Raw genomic sequence first — 16,944 nt, forward strand, 5'->3', positions numbered from 1 at the left:
AGTCCCCCTGATGTGTCCCGTGCCACGTTAGGCGCGCCGCGGAAGCAGGTCGGTAATCCGTGAGCGCGTGTGACTCGCTGCGGCGATGGGCTGTGAGAACGAACTGGCGGGCAGGGCTGGTTCGAGCTCCGAGTGCTGTCGCGAAAGAACGGGCGTCGGGTGAGCGTGTGCCAATCTGTTGGCCGTGACGCGCCTTGGGTTCCTGCTGGACAGCGGCGCGTGCATCGGCTGCCATGCGTGCACGGTGGCCTGCAAGAGCGAGCACGACGTGCCGCTGGGCGTCAACCGCACGTGGGTCAACTACGTGGAGACCGGGGAGTTCCCGCAGACGCAACGGCACTTCGCGGTGATGCGCTGCAACCACTGCGACGACGCGCCCTGCATCTCGATCTGCCCGACCGGCGCGCTCTTCCGGGCGTCGAACGGCGTGGTGGACTTCGACGATTCCCGCTGCATCGGCTGCAAGGGCTGCATGAACGCGTGCCCCTACGACGCGCTCTACATCTCGCCGGCCACCGGAACAGCGCACAAATGCAACTTCTGCCAGCACCGGCTCGAGGTCGGGCTGGAACCCTCGTGCGTCACTGTCTGCCCGACTCGCGCGATCACGGTGGTCGACCATGACGACCCCGATGACGCGGTCGCCGAACGCATCCAGGCCGAGCAGCTCCCCGTACGTGCGCCCGAGCGACGCACCCTGCCGAAGGTTCACTACGCCGGCACCGTTCCCGAAGCGCTCGACCCGCTCACTCGACCGGTCGCCGATGACGGCCTGATCTGGGCGGACTGGACTGGCAGTGCCGCCTGGCCTCCTGCCTCCCAGGCAGCGCAGAACGTCTCTCAGGCCGAACCGGCGGCACGCACGGCCTACACGGTGCCCCATGACGAGCCATGGGGTGCCAAGGTGGCCGGTTACATGGTCACCAAGGGCGTGGCGGCCGGCGTGATGCTGTGGGCGGCCGCCGCTGCGTTGCTGGGCTGGCAAGATCGTGCCGCCGTCGCCACCGGTCCGGCCCTGATCGCCCTGGTGGCGCTGGCGGTGACGGGCATTCTGCTGATCGCCGATCTGAAACGGCCCGAGCGCTTCTGGTACCTGTTCGCCAAAGGACGGCTTCGCAGCTGGATCACCGCCGGTGCCTGGGTGATCATGATCGACGCGGCCTTGGTGACGCTCTGGGGCATAGCGGGCCTGTGGGGAGGCTCGACGTGGTTCGTGGTGCTGATCGGCCCCACGGCAGCGTTCTCATTGCTGACCGCGGCGTACACCGCATTGCTGCTGCGCCAGTGCCGAGGCCGCGTGATGTGGGCGGACCGTCCGGTGCTAGCGCTCATCGGCCGTCTGGCCGGTGAGGCCGCGCTGGGAGGCGGCGCGGTGTGGGGAGCCTTCGTGGCCCTGCGGGCAGACGCTGCGGTGTTTGCCTGGACTCCGGTCATCGCTGCGGGTGTCCTGGTGTGGCTCTACCGGCACGACCGCGCGTACCTGCGTGCCGCCCAGGCGGTGCCCCTGTCATGACTGCCCCGGAGCAGACATCTGACCGGGCCGGCGCGGCCGGTCTGTCGGCGACGCCGCCGCACGAGGCGTGGCATGACTGGACCGAGCTCGACGCGGCCTCGTGGCCCGAGCGCATCCAGCGCCGTTACACGCTGGTGCCCACCACGTGCTTCAACTGCGAGGCGGCGTGCGGCCTGGTCGCGTACATCGACCGTGACACCGACGAGGTCGTTCGCTTCGAAGGCAATCCCGAGCACCCCGCCTCGCGGGGTCGGAACTGCGCCAAGGGCCCCGCCACGATCAACCAGGTTCACGACACAGAGCGCATCCTGTACCCGCTGCGACGCACGGGCGAGCGCGGCGGGGGCGGATGGGAACGCGTCAGCTGGGACGAAGCGCTGACCGAGATCGCTGCACGCATCCGGACGGCCATCGTCGAAGGCCGCCGCGACGAGGTCATGTACCACGTCGGCCGACCGGGCGAAGACGGCTACACCGAGCGTGTGCTCACCGCCTGGGGCGTCGACGGGCACAACAGCCACACCAACGTCTGCTCGTCCAGCGCCCGCGTCGGGTACGCGACCTGGATGGGCCACGATCGGCCCTCGTCGGACTTCGCCAATGCCGAGGTGATCTTCCTGATCTCGAGTCACCTCGAGGCTGGGCACTACTTCAATCCGCACGCCCAGCGCATCATCGAGGCCCAGCAGCGGGGGGCGACGGTGATCTGTGTCGACCCGAGGCTCTCGAATACGGGCGCCAAGGCCGATCACTGGCTGCCGGCATGGCCCGGCACCGAACCGGTCTTGCTGCTGAGCCTGGCCCACCTGTTGCTTGAAGCTGGCACATGGGATCGCGCCTTCATGCACCGCTGGACGAACTGGCAGACCTACCTGGCCGAGACCCGGCCCGATCTTCCGCCGACGTTCGAGTCAGTCGAGGTGGCGCTGCGCGACGCCTACGCGGACTACACCCCTGAGCGGGCCGCAGAACTGTGCGGGGTAGATGCCGGCGATCTGCGCGAGATCGCACGCGCCATCGGCGGGGCGTTGGGCCGGTTCGCATCCCACAACTGGCGCGCGGCCGGCGCGGGCAACCTCGGCGGGTGGCAGACCGCACGGTGCCTGTTCCTGCTCAACGTGCTCACCGGGTCGGTCGGCACGGTGGGGGGCACCACGGGGGCCGGCTGGCACAAGATGAAGCCGGCACCGCCGCTGCGACCGCCGCCGGTGGAGCATTGGAACGAGCTGTCGTGGCCGCGTGAGTACCCGCTCTGCCACCACGAGATGTCGATTCTGCTGCCGCACTTCCTGCGCGAGGGCAGGGGCAAGCTCGACACGTACTTCACCCGCGTCTACAACCCGGTGTGGACGAATCCCGACGGGTTCAGCTGGCTGGAGACGCTGAGCGACCCCGAGCGAGTGGGCTGCCATGTGGCGCTGACGCCGACGTGGTCGGAGACCGCTTGGTTCGCCGACTACGTGCTGCCGATGGGCGTCGGCTCGGAACGCCATGACCTGGCGTCGTTCGAGACCCACGCAGGCCAGTGGCTGGGCTTCCGCCAGCCGGTGATGCGCCGCTATGCCGAACTGCGGGGAGCCGAGCTCGGCCCCGAGAGCCGGACTCACGAATTCAACCCAGGCGAGGTCTGGGAGGAGAACGAGTTCTGGATCGACCTGTCATGGCGGATCGATCCCGATGGCTCGCTCGGCATCCGCCAGTGGTTCGAGAGCCCAGCGCGCCTGGGCGAGCCCATCAGCATCGACGAGTACTACGAGGCGATCTTCGCCGACGAAGTGCCGGGCCTGGCCGACGACGCCGCTGCGGCGGGGCAGACGCCGCTCGAGTTCATGCGCGACCGGGGCGCCTACGCCGTGCGCGGCGATCCCTACGGCCACCATGAGCGGGTCGTTCAACCGGAGCAGCTGGCCAGCACCGTCCTCGGCGACGATGCCGTCTACCGGCCGTCGCGCGACACCGTCCGCGGCGCCGCCGCGGCGCTGCCGCCGCTCGGCGACGGCTCAGTGGCGGTGCAGGTCGCCGGGGCGGCTCGTCAGGGATTCCCGACGCCCTCGCGCAAGCTGGAGCTGTATTCCACGACGCTGGCCGAATGGGGCTGGCCCGAGCATGCGACGCCGGGTTGGATTCCCAGCCACGTTCACTGGCAGCAGCTCGACCTGGCCGGCAACGAGCGGATCCTGGTGCCGACATTCCGCATCCCGACGCTCATCCACACCAGGTCGGCCAACGCCAAGTGGCTGGCGGAGATCAGCCACCGTCATCCGCTGTGGATCCACCCGTCCGATGCCGAGGCGCTCGGCATCGAGATGGGCGGCCTCGTGCGGATCAGCACCCGCATCGGCCATTTCGTCATCTCGGCCTGGCGCACCGAAGGCATCCGGCCAGGCGTGGTGGCTGCGTCGCACCACATGGGCCGCTGGCGGCTGGATCCCGGAGCGAATTCCGGCGGATCGGCTGGCCGCGCTGACGGCGGCGCGCCGAAGTCGTGGGCCGGCGGACCGGCAGAGATCGATCGGGAGGGCACCACATGGCGGCTTCGGCGCACGGGAACGATGGCACCGTTCGCCTCTGATGATCCCGATTCTGACCGGGTGTGGTGGAACGACACCGGCGTCCACCAGAATCTCACGTTCTCGGTGCAACCTGACCCGATCTCCGGCATGCAGTGCTGGCACCAGCGGGTGCGTGTGGGGCCGGCCGAACCCGGCGACCGCTACGGCGACGTCGTGGTCGACACTGCGCTGGCCCGTGAGGCCTACGAAGAGTGGCTGGCGATGACGCGACCGGCTCCCGGTCCTGGGGGGCTGCGTCGGCCAACGTGGCTGGCGCGCCCGCTGAAGCCTCATGCCGAGGCCTACCGTTTCGATTCCTGAATTCGATAGCTGAACCGTCGGGGATTCAGCTGGGCTTGTGGGCTTTGCGGGAGCCTGCTTCCCAATCTTCCATCTCTGGGTTGTCGGTGATCGTGCCAAGCACATTCAGCTGCGGTGCCTCGCGCATCGAGCGCTTCAGCTCTGCGAATCCAGGAAAGCGCGCCAGCTCGATGACCGCGTTCCACAGCGGCACGGCCTGTTCGTCCGTGGGGACTCGCGAGATGACGGGGCCGAAGAACGACAGGCCATCAGGTGGCTCCACGGTGATGATCGGCGTGCCGACGTCACGCCCGGTGCGGCTCAGGGCCAGCTCGGTCTCGTCGGAGATCTCGGCATCCCACGTCTCGTCGTCGACTGCCAGCGCGTACTCCGTGGGCAAGCCTGCAGTGGCCAACGCTTCGGCGGTGTGCTCTGCGGTGCCGATGCGGTCCCGCAGACCCGAGCCCTTGGGCATCTCCCAGTAGTGCTGGCCCATGGCGTCGTACAGCGGGCCCATGACGTCGCGGCCCAGCTCGGCTCGGACCTTCGCAGCGACGCGCAGCATCCGCAGCCCCGCGGTATGGCCTTGCTCGTACCCGACGGGAAACTCAGTGTCGTAGTCGCGGTGCTTGTTCAGGATGCGCAGCGAGATGAAGCGCCAGTCGACCGAGTAACCGGTCTGCGCAACCACCTTTTCGACCCAGCGCGACGTGATCCAGGCGAATGGGCACACCGGATCCCAGAAGAACTCAAGATCATGCGGGCGGTCGGCGTCTGTTTCAGCACCTGCCACGTGGTCTGTAGTACTCATGCGCGCATGGCTAGCACACGGACCCAGCTGACATGAGTGGTCCCGACACCGACGCGCCGGCGCCGGAGATGGTCGAAGTGGCCGAGGGCGTGGAGCTTGCGCTGCATCGACTGGGCGGCGACGGGCCGCCGCTGCTCTTCGTGCATGCCACCGGCTTCAACGGCCGTGCTTATGGACCATTCACAGATCGCCTGACGGAGCACTTCACCGTCTGGGCGCCTGACCTCCGTGCGCACGGCTGGAGTCCGCCGCCCGCTGATCGGGACTTCCTCTGGACGACGCTGGCCAATGATCTGCTGGGCATCGTCGACCATCTGGGCATCGCCCACGGCGAGCTGGACTGCGTCGGGCATTCCATCGGCGCGGCGACGCTGCTGCTGGCCGATGCGCAGCGGCCCGGCACCATCCGGCGCATGTACGGCTACGAGCCGGTCGTGTGGCGCATCGAAGATCAATTCGGTCCGGGCGAGAACCCGCTGATCGCTCTCACGACGAAGCGCCGAGAGGAGTTCGTCTCGCGTGGCGAGGCTTTCGAGCGCTTCGCGTCGCGGCCGCCGTTCAGCGGTGTGCGCGCCGATGCGCTGGCGAGCTACGTCGCCCACGGGTTCGAGGATCTGCCCGACGGCTCTGTGCGGCTGCGCTGCCGCGCCGCGGACGAGGCAGCAACCTATGACGGCGAGTGGGTCTCCACGACGGCTCGTCTTGAGGGCAGTCAGACGCCGGTGGTCATCGGCAAGGGGCTCGAGATGACCTTTGAGGACATCGGTGTGCCCGCGCATGAGGCATTGGGCAACTCGCGACTCATCGCCTACCACGGCCTGGGGCACTTCGGACCGTTCGAGGCACCCGACGTGATCGCGTCAGACGCACTGGCGACAGTGCTCGGTCAGGATCCGGCGGTCGCACATTCCGAGACGAAGTCGGCCAGATAGTCGGCGATGCGCTCGGGCTGGTCGCGGTGAGCGACATGGCCGCAGTCGGCAAGCAGGTGGCCGACCGCGTCAGGGGCCGACTGGACGATCGTTGACACCTGCGCTTCGGTGCCGTACTGGTCGCCCTCACCCTGCAGCACCAGGACCGGGCAGGCGATGCGTTCGAGCAGCGGTCGTATGTCCCAGTGGCGAAATCGCGGGGTCAGCCAGACATCTCGCCAGCGTTCGAAGGCGAGACGCGGATGGTCGTGGTGGCGGGCCAGTCCCGAGATCACCTGCTCGCGCTGGCCGTCGATGCCGCGTATGCCGTCGATGCAGATGTCTTCGATGAAGGAGTGCGGCGCAATCACGGCCACGCCGAGCGGCATCACCGACCCAAGCCCTGCTGCGATCAGGGAGATGGATGCCCCATCGCTGTGCCCGATGAGGATGGGGCGGCGGATGCCGAGTTGGTCGAGCACCGCAGGCAGCACCTCGGTGGCCTCGCGTTCCATGAACCCGTCGCCGTAGACCTCGGGCTCAGGGTCGGAGCGGCCGTAGCCGCCGCGGTCGTAGGCGATGACCTCGAGCCGGCAACGGCGCGCTAGCACATCAGGCAGGTCTCGCCACTGGGTGATGCTGCCGAGACCCTCGTGCAGCATCACGATCACGGGAAGGTTGGCGCCGCTGGCGTTTCGGGGAGAGAAGCGGCGGTAGGCGATGCCGACCGTGTCGACCTGCAGGCGGCCGCCCAGCGTGACTGTCTCGGCGGAGTCCATTGCGCCCGGGAGGATGGCGCCTGGGTCGATGTCGCCGGATGCAGCGCCCATGGCGACTACAGGCGCACGTAGTCGTATTCGACCGGCCTGGTGTTGATGCCGCGGGCCGGGGGAGCGATCCAGCCGGCCATGCGTCCTGGCTCGTACACCGGCGACATGAGCGAGTTGACGTAGTCGCGATCGTCGTCGGTGGGCAGCCAGTCGCCGGACGACGCCTCCCATTCGGCCCTGCTGACGACCCTGCCGTCGGGCGTGATGTCGTGCGGGGCGAACACGCCCACGGCGCGGTTGAAGCCCGGATGCGGCAGCGTCAGCTCGAAATCGACACCGGCCTCGGCGATCAGTCGGTTCCAGCGCCGCAGCCCCTTCGCGCAGTCGTCGGAGTACGAGTCGCGCAGCTGCAGGTTCACCACCTGCAGCGATGGCCGCTCCACGGTTGCCAGGGCGCCGTCGACAACCTCGGTGCAGGCGAACGTCGTGGATGTGAGCACATGATCGTCGTCGTAGGCCGACTCATCAAAACGGCCCTTGAGGCCGGCGGTGTAGAAGTTCGCTCCGTTGGTCGAAGCCTCGGCGCCGAACAGGTCGAGCGAGACTGCGTAGTGGAAGTTGATGTACTTCTGCAGCGTCGGCAAGTCGACGACGCCGAAGGGACGGACATCGTCGGTGTCGTGCTCCACCATCACCTCGCAGGTGCGCTGGGCAACGCGCCCCATGCCGGTGGCGCCCACGAACATGTGGTGCGCCTCCTCGCGCAGCATGAACTCGCAGGTGCGGCTGAGCGGATCGAACGCCGACTCGGCCAGCGCCCCGAGCTGGTACTTGCCGTCACGGTCGGTGAAGTAGGTGAAGGCGAGGAACGAGAGCCAGTCGGAGGTCTTCTCATTGAAGGCATTCAGGATGCGCGGATTGTCGGGATCGCCCGAGTGCCGCTCGAGCAGTGCCTCGGCCTCCTCCCGGCCGTCGCGGCCGAAATGCGCGTGGAGCAGGTACACCATGGCCCACAGGTGGCGGCCCTCCTCGACGTTGATCTGGAAGAGGTTGCGCAGGTCGTACAGCGACGGCGCTGTGTGGCCGAGGTGGCGTTGCTGCTCGACCGAGGCCGGTTCGGTGTCGCCCTGGACCACGATCAGCCGGCGCAGGTCGCTGCGGAACTCACCGGGCACTTCCTGCCACACGGGTTCGCCCGCTGACTCGCCGAATCCGATGCGACGGTCGGGCTTGGGAGCCGACAGGAAGATGCCCCAGCGGTAGTCGGGCATCTTGACGTAGTCGAAGTGAGCCCAGCCCTCGGCGCTGGTGTCGGTGGCGGTGCGCAGATAGACGTCGTTTCCCGAGAAGCCGGCGGGGCCCAGCTCATCCCACCAGCGAGCGAACTTGGGCTGCCAGCCTTCCAGCGCCCGCTGCAGCCGGCGGTCCTCGGAGAGCCCGACGTTGTTGGGGATGCGCTCGCTGTAGTCGATCTTGCTCACGGGCGTTGCCCCTCGTCACCGCGGGGATTGACCTTACACACGGCCTGTGGCGTAGCTCGGGCGAGTTCCCGTGCCGTAACGGGTCAGCGCGCCGTCAGGGCCTGTCGCATTCGGCCGGATGAAGATCCAGTTCTGCCAGGCCGACAACCGGCCGAAGATCTTCGTCGCCATGGTCTCGGGGCCGCAGAAGCGATGGTTGGCTTCCATGGCGGTGAGCGCATCGGGCGAGAAGGCGGCACGTTCCTCGACTGCGAGGCGCAGATCGTCGTCCCAGTCGAGATCATCCGGGGCTGCGGTCACCAGCCCCGCCTCGGTCGCAGCTTGAGCGTCAAGGGCAGAGCCGACCGTGCCGCTGGCTGCGGCGATGGCTTTGTCGTCTCCCCAGAGACGAGACTGCAACCGGGTGAGGCCGTTCGCCATGGGCATCGAGCCCAGGCTGACCTGGGTCATCGCCAGCACCGGCGGGCCCGCCTCTGCCGCCTGGGGTCCCCGCAGGGCTCGCACGGCCATGCCCACAGCGTCGTCGGGACGGTCGTCCACGAACTCGCCGTCGAGGAGGTAGGTGCGGTCGGCGGCCAGCGCCACCTCGGCGAGCACGCCGGCGAAGCATGAGCCGGGCTCGACGGCCGCGATGAGCGTGCGTGCCGTGAGGTCAAGCCGGGACAGGGTGCGGCGCCACAGCAGCGCTGTTTCCTGCTCGGCATGGCTGGCGGGCTTGCACAGCGCCCGGTCGTGGACGGTGACATCTGCGTGGCTGCCCTCTGCCAGCAGCACGATCGTGCCCAGCTCGGGCTCGTTGAAGCGCAGGTGGCACAGCAGTGCATCGAGTTCTCGCGCCGCTCGCAGCGGCCAGCGGGGTTCGGCGCTGGCGCTGATCAGCACCTCGGCGCAGGCCCGGTCGCGATCCGGCGCCATGGCAACGAATTCGCCGACGACGCTGCCGTCAGGAGTGGGGGCGAGTCCCAGCGGCTCCAGCACGACCGCCTCGTCGCCGGCGAAACGCCCCGAGGCTCGGCTGTGCTCGGCCAATGCAACCGCCCGAGCGCCGACCGCGTCGGCAAAGGACGTGCGCGGTGCCAACTCGTCCACCAGGCCCCATTCCAGTGCCACCTCGCCTCGCAGCCCTTCGGCTCGGGTGGCGAAGACGTCTGCGCGGTCGCGGCGGACGTGGCGCTTGTCGGTCAGCCTGGTCAGCCCGCCGGTTCCCGGCAGGACGCCCAGCAAGGGCACCTCGGGAAGAGACACTGCCGTGTTCCGGTCATCCACCAGCAGGATGTGGTCGGTCGCGAGGGCCAGCTCGTACCCGCCTCCTGAGCACGCGCCGCCCACGGCGGCGAGAAATCGGATGCCGCTGTGGGCGGAGGCCTCTTCGAGCTCCAGCCGGGTCTCGTTGGTGAACTTGCACAGGTTCACCTTGTGGGCGTGAGTCGCCGCAGCCAGCGCCCGGATATTGGCTCCCGCGCAGAACACGTTCTCATAGCCGCTGCTGATCACCACGCAGCCCACCCCGGGATGCTCGAATCGGATGCGGCGGACGGCGTCGGCAAACTCCAGCTCGACACCCATGTCGTAGCTGTTGAGCTTCAGCTCGGCACCGTCGAAGATGCCGCCGTCCGGCTGCACCTGCATCGACAGCGTGGCGACGGCGCCGTCAACGTGCAGCGCCCAGTGCCGCCACGGCCGAAGGTCGCCGAAGAAGTCGAGATACACCCCGGCGCCTGCCGGCCGGGTCTCTGCGGTGTTCACACGATGAGTGTGCATCGTTAGTGTTCGCTTCGACACCCGCGTGTCCCAACAGGTGCCGACCGGACGGGGAGGGCAGCGTGAGTGCGAACGCCGTGCATCGATTTGTCATCGAACCCGCGGAGGCCGCGCCTTCCGCCACGGCAATCATCGACGCTGCAAGCGGGCGGCACACCAGCAGAGCCGAGATGGTCGCGGGCGCCCGGGCAGCGGCGGCAGCGCTGGCGGAGCGCGGCGTGCAGCCTGAGCAGCGGGTGATGATGTGCGCGGCCGACACGCCTGCGTTCTTGTGGTGGTTCTGGGGTGCCATGTGGATCGGCGCTGTGCCGGTGCCGGTCTCCACCATGGTCCGCCAGCACGACTACGACTTCCTGCTGCGGGACAGCCGTGCTGTCGGGCTGGTGTATTCGCCGCCGTTCGCTCCCGAAGTGGTGCCCGCAGCCGACAGTCAGCCGTTCCTGCGCTGGACGCTCGGCGACGCCGACACGGGCGCGCTGGGCGATCCCAGCCTGGCCCCTGAGCCCTTCCCGGCAACCGACGACGATGTTGCGTTTTGGCTCTACACCTCGGGCACGACCGGGCAGCCCAAGGGCGCCATGCACCGCCACATCGACATGTCGGTCTGCACCGACAGCTACGCCCGTGGCGTCTTGGACATGGGGCCCGACGATGTCATCTACTCGGTGCCCAAGCTGTTCTTCGCCTACGGGCTGGGCAATTCCGGCTATTTCGCTTCCGGCACGGGCGCGACAGCAGTGCTGAACCCCGACCGGCCCGAACCCGCGGCCGTCGCCGACCACGTCCGCGTCCACCGGCCCACGCTGTTCTTCAGCGTGCCCACGAACTACGCGCAGCTGCTGGCCGCAGACCTGCCGGAGGACACGTTCTCGTCGGTGCGGCAAGGCATCTCTGGCGGCGAGCCGCTGCCTCCGGAGATTCACCGGCGCTTCGCCGAGCGCTTCGGCGTGGAGATTCTCGACGGCATCGGCACCACCGAACTGGCCCACATCGCCATCTCCAACCGGCGGGGCGCCTCGGTGCCGGGCACCACCGGAACGCCGCTCGACGGCTACGAGGTGTCGCTGCGCGATGAGCACGGCAATGAGGTGGCCGACGGCGAGCCGGGTGCGCTGCATGTCGCGGGCGGCTCGGTGATGACCGGCTACTGGAACCGCACGGAGCGAACCCGCGCGGCACTCCAGGGACGCTTTCTCGCCACCGGCGACACCTATGTGCGCAACCCCGACGGCACCTACACGTACCAGGGGCGCTCTGACGACATGCTGAAGGTGGGAGGCATCTGGGTGTCGCCGATCGAGGTCGAGGGCTGCATTCTCGAAATGGATGACGTGGTGCTGGCCGCTGTGGTCGGAGATGTCGATGCGGCCGGCCTGACCAAGCCGCACGCGTTCGTGGTTCCGACGGCGGGCGCGCAGCGCGACACGCTGGCCGAGCGGGTGCAGGCGCACGTGCGCGAGCGGCTTGCGGCGTACAAGTACCCCCGGTGGGTGGATGTGGTTGAGGAGCTGCCGCTCACCGCCACGGGCAAGGTCAAGCGTTACCTGCTCCGCGACTAGGCGGTGCGCCCGCTGCGGAGGCGGCAGGACCCTCTGCGACCGGCGATCCAGCAGGTCGCAACGTCGCAGAGTTTCCCGCCGCCTCCGCAGCTAGGTCATGTGCTTAGCCCCAAGCGCGTGTGACGGCGCGGGGGAGTTCCTCGATCCATTGGATGAGATCGTGGCCGCAGACCCGCTCGGTCCAGTCGTGCGGCGACTTGGCGAAGTGCAGCCACGCCGCCCAGGCCTCGGTCGCCTGGTGGAAACCGCCCTCGAGCGTGCCGGCGCACAGGTGCACGAACGGCGCCTCGGCGGCATTCCAGTTCATTTGCTCGTTCGGCGGCATGCCCGTCGAATACGCCATGGCGTGGCCGTACTTGTCGCGGTGCATGTGGCCGACCGCGAGTGCGTGACCGCCGCCGTCCGACGCGCCGAACACGCCGCGCTGGCTTCGGTCGCTGGAGACGCCGAATGACTGCTCGGCCCACGCCGACAGCTCCTCGACGAAGAAGCGCTGGTGGCGGTCGAAGCGATCGTTGTCGAAGCCCGGCAGGTACTCCATGGCTCGTTCATTCCCGTAGCCGCCCATGGGCGCTGAGTGGGCGGCGACCAGCACGAACCGGGGAACCGTCTCGTTCGTGATGCCGGCGTCCAGCCGGCGGATGTAGGGGCCGATCATGCCGCCGTCGGTGGCGTACAGCACCGGCAATCGCTCTGTGGGGGCGTGCTCGGGAGGCAGGTACACGGTCACGGTGCGCTTGGTGCGCAGCGAGGTGCTGTCGACCGTGTGCGTCTGGGTGACGCCGCGCAGTTCGTCGTCTGGATGGGATGGCAGCTCGGCAGGCGCTTCGGGGCCCCGGAAGCGGTGCGGGACCGGGCCCCGCTGGCCGCCCAGCAGGCCGCCGCCGGAGTCAAGCGGCCAGAAGCCGTAGCCGATGACCGCTTCTGGCAGCCGTTCGATGCGCACGCTGAGTGCCCACAGGTCGCCGTCACTGTCCTTGCCGTCGCCGACTCGCCACATGGGCAGCTCGATGACCGGGCCGGGCAGCAGGCCGGCAGCGTCGCTGTGACATGCGAAGGTCAGTTCGTCGCCGTCGGCCCAGCAGCCTTCGGGGTGGGCGGCGAGCTGTGCATTCAGGAATTCGGGAGACGGGTCACGCCACACACGGCACATGCGCTGGCCCGGCGGCAGACCGCCGTCTGCGGCGCGTTCGCGGGCGAGCTCCCGGTTGCGTCGATCGATCTCGGTGCGCCGCTGGGTCAGCGTGGGCAGCCCCATCCGGGAGCGCGACTCGTCGTCCACGCTGTCATCGGTCGGCGCCAGCACCAGATCGCCCAAGTGCGTCGTGACCACCGTCCCGAACTGCTGGGGCCTGCCGCTCAGCAGGCTCATCTTGTCGGCGCATTCGGCGAAGACGGCGCCGGCGCCCGGCACGCCCTCTCGGTGGGCGCGGGCCGCCAGCTCACCGGCGATGGAGAACAACTGCGGGCCCCCATGGACGCTCAGCGCCCGGGCAGCCCGAAGTGCGTTCGCTCCTTGTGCCTGCTGCAATTCCGGGGTGCGGGCCAGCAGCTGCACGAGCATGGGCACTTCGGCAGGCTCGGCCATCTCGATCCGGGTCAGCAGGTCGCCCACTTCGTCCATGCCGCCCTCCGCCCGAGCCCACGCGTCCCGGGACCGCTTGTCCCCTGATCGCGTTGCGAGGCTACTGTCGGCGCCTGAACCGCTGCCGGGGCCGCCGGCACCGGCGCAGCGGCGCCGCACGCGGGCGCACTCCGGCACGCCCGCCTGAAACAGAGGAATTCCGGTGAGCGAAGAACCCCTGGTCCTGGTCGAACAGCGCGGCTACGTGCAGATCCTCACGCTGAACCGTCCGGATGCAATGAACGCATTCAACATGGCGCTCTCAGAAGCGCTCGGCGAGGCACTCGACGAGCTCGATGCGAACCCTGATGCACGCGTCGGGGTGATCACCGGCGCCGGACGGGGCTTCAGCGCGGGCATGGATCTCAAGGCGTTCGTCAGCGGCGGCGGGATCGATGCGATGCCGAACCCGGCCGGCCGCGGCTTCGGCGGCATCGCCGAGCGCAGCGCGGCCAAGCCGCTCATTGCCGCGGTGGAGCGCTTCGCGCTGGCGGGAGGGCTGGAAGTGGCGTTGTCGTGCGATCTGATCGTGGCGTCAGAGGGCACCATGCTCGGCATTCCTGAGGTTGGCGTCGGGCTGTTCGCTGGTGCCGGTGCGCTGCTGCGCCTGCCACGCCAGCTTCCCTACAGCCTTGCCATGGAGATGGCGCTGACTGCCGAGCCGATCACGGCCGAGGTCGCGCACCAGCACGGCATGGTGAACCGGGTGTGCCCGAAGGGCGAGGCCGTGAACGTGGCCGTCGAACTCGGCGAGCGCATCGCCCGCAATGCACCGAAAGGCGTGCGCGCCTCCAAGGCGCTGATCCGCAACGTGCTGGGCGTGTCCGAGGACGACTTCTGGGCGTTCCAGCAGCCGGCGCTCGAGGATGTCTTCGCGTCGGCCGATGCCATCGAAGGCGCGACCGCCTTTGCCGAGCGACGTGACCCGAATTGGGAGGACCGCTGAGCCGCTGGGCCGAGCGAGGCGACATACCCCGCGGCGCCGACTACGACGACCGCTGGGCCCGCAAGGCTGCGCGCGGCGAGTCGATTCACGGCGAAGCCGACCTGGTCGATTCGCTGTTGCCGCCGGGCAGCAGCGTGCTCGACGCGGGGTGCGGCACCGGCCGGGTTGCCATCGAGCTGGCCCGGCGCGGCCACCACCTCGTCGGCGTCGATTTGGACCCCGCCATGCTCGACTTGGCGCGCGACAAGGCGCCCGAGCTCGCGTGGATCCAGGGCGATCTGGCCAGCACCGTCATATCGAGGGATGCCGGCACATCGAGCGACACCGGCGAGCGGCGGCTGTTCGACGCTGCGGTCGCTGCGGGCAACGTGATGATCTTCCTCGAACGCGGCACCGAGGCCGCGGTGGTGGCCAATATCGCAGCGCACTTGCGTCCGGGCGGCGTGCTCGTGGCGGGCTTCCAGCTCAGCGACGGCTACATGCAGCTGCACGTCTACGACGCGCTCGCGGAGCGCAACGGGCTGGAGCTCGACGCCCGCTACTCCACATGGGAAGGCGCCCCGTTCGAGGGCGGTGACTACGCGGTCTCAGTTCACCGCCGTTCCGGCTGAGGCTCGGTCGGCCGGAGTGGCTCAGTCGGTGGGCAGGCGGGCGAGGAGCTCGATCTTGCGCTCCTCGTACTCGTCGAAGCTGATCTCGTCGTTGTCGAATTGAGTCTGCACCTCTTCGACCAAGCGGATCAGATCAGCCGCCGACAGTTCCTCGTCGAGGTTGCCGTCGAGCACGGCACCCGTGCCTTCGGGCTCAGGAGTCTCGTTGACCAGCGGACCGCTCTGGGGGATCTTGCCCATGCGCTTGGCGCGCTTGGCCTCGGCCTTCGCCTTCTTGGCCCGGTCCCTCTGCAGTTTCTCGAACGTTGTGCGACCGGCAGCCATGTCAATACCTCGCGTCTGTCCAGCGGACCATGCTACTGGCGACCTGCCTGATTCCGGGTGCAGGTCGGTGGTTCAGGTCCCCGGCCAGGCGTGGTCGGCATAGCGGGTACGCAGGAGTTTCTTGTCGATCTTTCCTGTGCCTGTCAGCGGGATCTCGTCTGTGACGACGATGTCGTCGGGAAGCCACCACGACGCCACCCGGGGCCTGATCGCATCCAGCACGGCGCTGGCATCGAGGGTGGCACCAGCGGCGAGTTCGACGATGAGCAGCGGCCGTTCGCCCCAGCGCTCGTGCGGCAGGCCGATGACCGCAGCCGCCGTCACATCCGGCGCAACGAGCGCAGCGTTCTCCAGCTCGATCGAGCTGATCCACTCGCCGCCGCTCTTGATGACATCCTTCGATCGGTCGGTCAGGGTCAGGTAGCCCTCGGCATCCAGTGCGCCCACGTCGCCTGTGCGCAGCCAGCCGCCGTCAGTTCCGTCCACAAACGAATCGGCGAATGCGTCGGGGTCGGCGAGTTCGCCGAGGTAGTACGCGCCGCACATCCACGGACCGCGCGCCTGTATCTCGCCGACGCTGCGACCGTCACGGGGCAAGACGTTGCCGTCGGCGTCGACCACACGCAGCTCGATGCCGTACAGCTCGCGGCCGGCCTTGGCCTGGCGGTCGCGCTGGGCGTCGCGGCTGGCACGGTCGACCCGGTGCGTAAAGCGCCCCGATGTTCCCTGGGTCATCTCGGTCATGCCCCAGACGTGGCTGACCGTGACGCCGTAGTCGTCCTCGAGCGTGTCGATGAGCACCCGCGGCGCGGCCGAACCTCCGACGGCCACCTTCTGCAGGGAGGGCACGCTGCGACCCGTGTCCTGCAGGTACTGCACAACGCCGAGCCAGATCGTGGGCACCCCGGCCGAGAACGTGATGTCCTCGGCTTCGATGAGGTTCACGATGGCCTCGGGGCTCAGGTCGGGACCGGGCAGCACGAGCTTGGCACCGCTCATCGCGGTGGCGAACGGCAGCGCCCAGCCGTTTACGTGGAACATCGGCACAGTGCCGAGCACGGCATGCCCTGAGTGCACGTCGTGGCCGTCGCCGGTGCAGGTGGCCCAGGTCTGCAGCACGATCGACCGGTGGCTCTGCAAGACGCCCTTGGGGTTGCCGGTGGTGCCCGACGTGTAGCAGAGGGTTGCGGCCGCACGCTCGTCGAAATCGGGCCACGCAGCGGGGCCCGGTGCGGCTGCGATCCAGTCTTCGTAAGCGATCTCGCCGGGCAGGCCGGCAGGGGCATCGAGCCGGCCGAGCACCACCCAGCGGCGGACCGTCGGCGTGAGCGGCGCTAGGCGTGCAGCGATGTCGACGAACGACTGGTCGACGAGCACCACGCTGTCGGCGGCGTCGTTGAGAATGAATGCCAGCTGGTCGTCGTGGAGCCGGGGGTTGACCGTGTGCAGCACAGCACCGATGCCGGTGATGCCGTAGTAGGCCTCCAGGTGGCGGTGATCGTTGCATGCGATGGTGGCGACCCGGTCGCCGGGCGTGATGCCATCGGCGACCAGCGCTCCGGACACCAAGCGGGCCCGCTCGGCCGCCTTCCCCCAGGAACTGCGGGTGGTGACGCCCGCAGAGTCGACAGAAACCACATCGGTGCCGGCATGGCTGCGGGCCGCATAGGAGATGAGGCTCGAGACCAGCAGCGGCCGATCCATGGTGTTGCCGGGCAGCATGGGCTCGACGGGCTCTGCCGTCATCTGCAGCGAATCCGCGCCAGTCGCTGCGGTCTCGC

The 16,944-nt window shown here is 68.7% G+C and carries 13 protein-coding genes; 6 read left to right on the forward strand and 7 right to left on the reverse strand.

Annotated features, from left to right (window positions below; genetic code table 11):
• Positions 1 to 184 precede the first annotated feature (184 nt).
• Together ACOGI5_RS11645 and ACOGI5_RS11650 are read left to right on the forward strand one after the other, a co-directional pair.
• Positions 185 to 1,513, forward strand: coding sequence for a 4Fe-4S dicluster domain-containing protein (locus tag ACOGI5_RS11645; protein ID WP_419864584.1), 1,329 nt, complete (start codon positions 185 to 187; stop codon positions 1,511 to 1,513).
• Positions 1,510 to 4,386 (forward strand): molybdopterin-dependent oxidoreductase, encoded by a 2,877-nt coding sequence (locus tag ACOGI5_RS11650; RefSeq protein WP_419864585.1) that lies wholly within the window; start codon positions 1,510 to 1,512, stop codon positions 4,384 to 4,386. The genes ACOGI5_RS11645 and ACOGI5_RS11650 overlap by 4 nt, the downstream gene beginning before the upstream one ends.
• Positions 4,387 to 4,411: 25 nt before the next feature.
• On the opposite strand, the gene ACOGI5_RS11655 is transcribed toward ACOGI5_RS11650, so the two are convergent.
• A complete protein-coding gene (locus tag ACOGI5_RS11655; protein ID WP_419864586.1) occupies positions 4,412 to 5,176 on the reverse strand; it encodes a hypothetical protein in 765 nt (254 codons plus the stop codon).
• A 32-nt stretch (positions 5,177 to 5,208) separates the two neighbouring features.
• Here ACOGI5_RS11655 and ACOGI5_RS11660 point away from each other — a divergent pair, with 32 nt between their 5' ends.
• On the forward strand, positions 5,209 to 6,108 hold the full coding sequence (locus ACOGI5_RS11660; protein WP_419864587.1) for an alpha/beta fold hydrolase: 900 nt from the start codon (positions 5,209 to 5,211) through the stop codon (positions 6,106 to 6,108).
• Here the strand turns inward: ACOGI5_RS11660 and ACOGI5_RS11665 are convergent.
• Genes ACOGI5_RS11665 through ACOGI5_RS11675 form a run of 3 tightly spaced genes read right to left on the reverse strand, consistent with a single transcriptional unit; the run spans position 6,063 to position 10,099 of the window.
• Positions 6,063 to 6,917, reverse strand: a complete 855-nt coding sequence (locus ACOGI5_RS11665; RefSeq protein ID WP_419864588.1) for an alpha/beta fold hydrolase — start codon at positions 6,915 to 6,917, stop codon at positions 6,063 to 6,065. The two genes, ACOGI5_RS11660 and ACOGI5_RS11665, sit on opposite strands and share 46 nt — an antisense overlap.
• A 5-nt stretch (positions 6,918 to 6,922) precedes the next feature.
• Entirely contained in the window at positions 6,923 to 8,338 is a 1,416-nt protein-coding gene (boxB, locus tag ACOGI5_RS11670; protein ID WP_419864589.1) for a benzoyl-CoA 2,3-epoxidase subunit BoxB, read from the reverse strand.
• Positions 8,339 to 8,371: 33 nt separating this feature from the next.
• Positions 8,372 to 10,099, reverse strand: a complete 1,728-nt coding sequence (locus ACOGI5_RS11675) for an enoyl-CoA hydratase-related protein (protein WP_419864590.1) — start codon at positions 10,097 to 10,099, stop codon at positions 8,372 to 8,374.
• Between the two features lie 62 nt (positions 10,100 to 10,161).
• Between ACOGI5_RS11675 and ACOGI5_RS11680 the strand changes: the two genes are divergently transcribed.
• The gene (locus tag ACOGI5_RS11680; protein WP_419864591.1) at positions 10,162 to 11,658 is read left to right on the forward strand and encodes a benzoate-CoA ligase family protein; all 1,497 of its coding nucleotides are present in this window, start codon (positions 10,162 to 10,164) and stop codon (positions 11,656 to 11,658) included.
• Between the two features lie 103 nt (positions 11,659 to 11,761).
• On the opposite strand, the gene ACOGI5_RS11685 is transcribed toward ACOGI5_RS11680, so the two are convergent.
• Positions 11,762 to 13,282, reverse strand: a complete 1,521-nt coding sequence (locus ACOGI5_RS11685) for an alpha/beta hydrolase (protein ID WP_419864592.1) — start codon at positions 13,280 to 13,282, stop codon at positions 11,762 to 11,764.
• 163 nt (positions 13,283 to 13,445) lie between these two features.
• On the opposite strand from ACOGI5_RS11685, the gene ACOGI5_RS11690 reads away from it, so the two are divergent.
• Together ACOGI5_RS11690 and ACOGI5_RS11695 are read left to right on the forward strand one after the other, a co-directional pair.
• Positions 13,446 to 14,228, forward strand: a complete 783-nt coding sequence (locus ACOGI5_RS11690; protein WP_419864593.1) for a crotonase/enoyl-CoA hydratase family protein — start codon at positions 13,446 to 13,448, stop codon at positions 14,226 to 14,228.
• The gene (locus ACOGI5_RS11695) at positions 14,213 to 14,839 is read left to right on the forward strand and encodes a class I SAM-dependent methyltransferase (RefSeq protein WP_419864594.1); all 627 of its coding nucleotides are present in this window, start codon (positions 14,213 to 14,215) and stop codon (positions 14,837 to 14,839) included. The genes ACOGI5_RS11690 and ACOGI5_RS11695 overlap by 16 nt, the downstream gene beginning before the upstream one ends.
• Positions 14,840 to 14,860: 21 nt before the next feature.
• Here the strand turns inward: ACOGI5_RS11695 and ACOGI5_RS11700 are convergent, their stop codons facing one another.
• Together ACOGI5_RS11700 and ACOGI5_RS11705 are read right to left on the reverse strand one after the other, a co-directional pair.
• Positions 14,861 to 15,163: a hypothetical protein gene (locus ACOGI5_RS11700; RefSeq protein ID WP_323672729.1), complete on the reverse strand. Its 303-nt coding sequence runs from the start codon at positions 15,161 to 15,163 to the stop codon at positions 14,861 to 14,863.
• Positions 15,164 to 15,235: 72 nt separating this feature from the next.
• Positions 15,236 to 16,909, reverse strand: coding sequence for a long-chain fatty acid--CoA ligase (locus ACOGI5_RS11705; RefSeq protein ID WP_419864595.1), 1,674 nt, complete (start codon positions 16,907 to 16,909; stop codon positions 15,236 to 15,238).
• Between the last annotated feature and the right edge of the window lie 35 nt (positions 16,910 to 16,944).

It is taken from the genome of Candidatus Poriferisodalis sp., assembly GCF_965208925.1.
GTDB lineage: Bacteria > Actinomycetota > Acidimicrobiia > Acidimicrobiales > Poriferisodalaceae > Poriferisodalis.

What these genes read in the sequence shown, in the direction of transcription:
- ACOGI5_RS11685 (WP_419864592.1), bottom strand. Translation starts at nt 13,282, where the DNA reads ATGGACGAAGTGGGCGACCTGCTGACCCGGATCGAGATGGCCGAGCCT.
- ACOGI5_RS11665 (WP_419864588.1), bottom strand. Translation starts at nt 6,917, where the DNA reads ATGGGCGCTGCATCCGGCGACATCGACCCAGGCGCCATCCTCCCGGGC.
- ACOGI5_RS11650 (WP_419864585.1), top strand. Translation starts at nt 1,510, where the DNA reads ATGACTGCCCCGGAGCAGACATCTGACCGGGCCGGCGCGGCCGGTCTG.
- ACOGI5_RS11675 (WP_419864590.1), bottom strand. Translation starts at nt 10,099, where the DNA reads ATGCACACTCATCGTGTGAACACCGCAGAGACCCGGCCGGCAGGCGCC.
- ACOGI5_RS11705 (WP_419864595.1), bottom strand. Translation starts at nt 16,909, where the DNA reads ATGACGGCAGAGCCCGTCGAGCCCATGCTGCCCGGCAACACCATGGAT.
- ACOGI5_RS11700 (WP_323672729.1), bottom strand. Translation starts at nt 15,163, where the DNA reads ATGGCTGCCGGTCGCACAACGTTCGAGAAACTGCAGAGGGACCGGGCC.
- ACOGI5_RS11660 (WP_419864587.1), top strand. Translation starts at nt 5,209, where the DNA reads ATGAGTGGTCCCGACACCGACGCGCCGGCGCCGGAGATGGTCGAAGTG.
- ACOGI5_RS11655 (WP_419864586.1), bottom strand. Translation starts at nt 5,176, where the DNA reads ATGAGTACTACAGACCACGTGGCAGGTGCTGAAACAGACGCCGACCGC.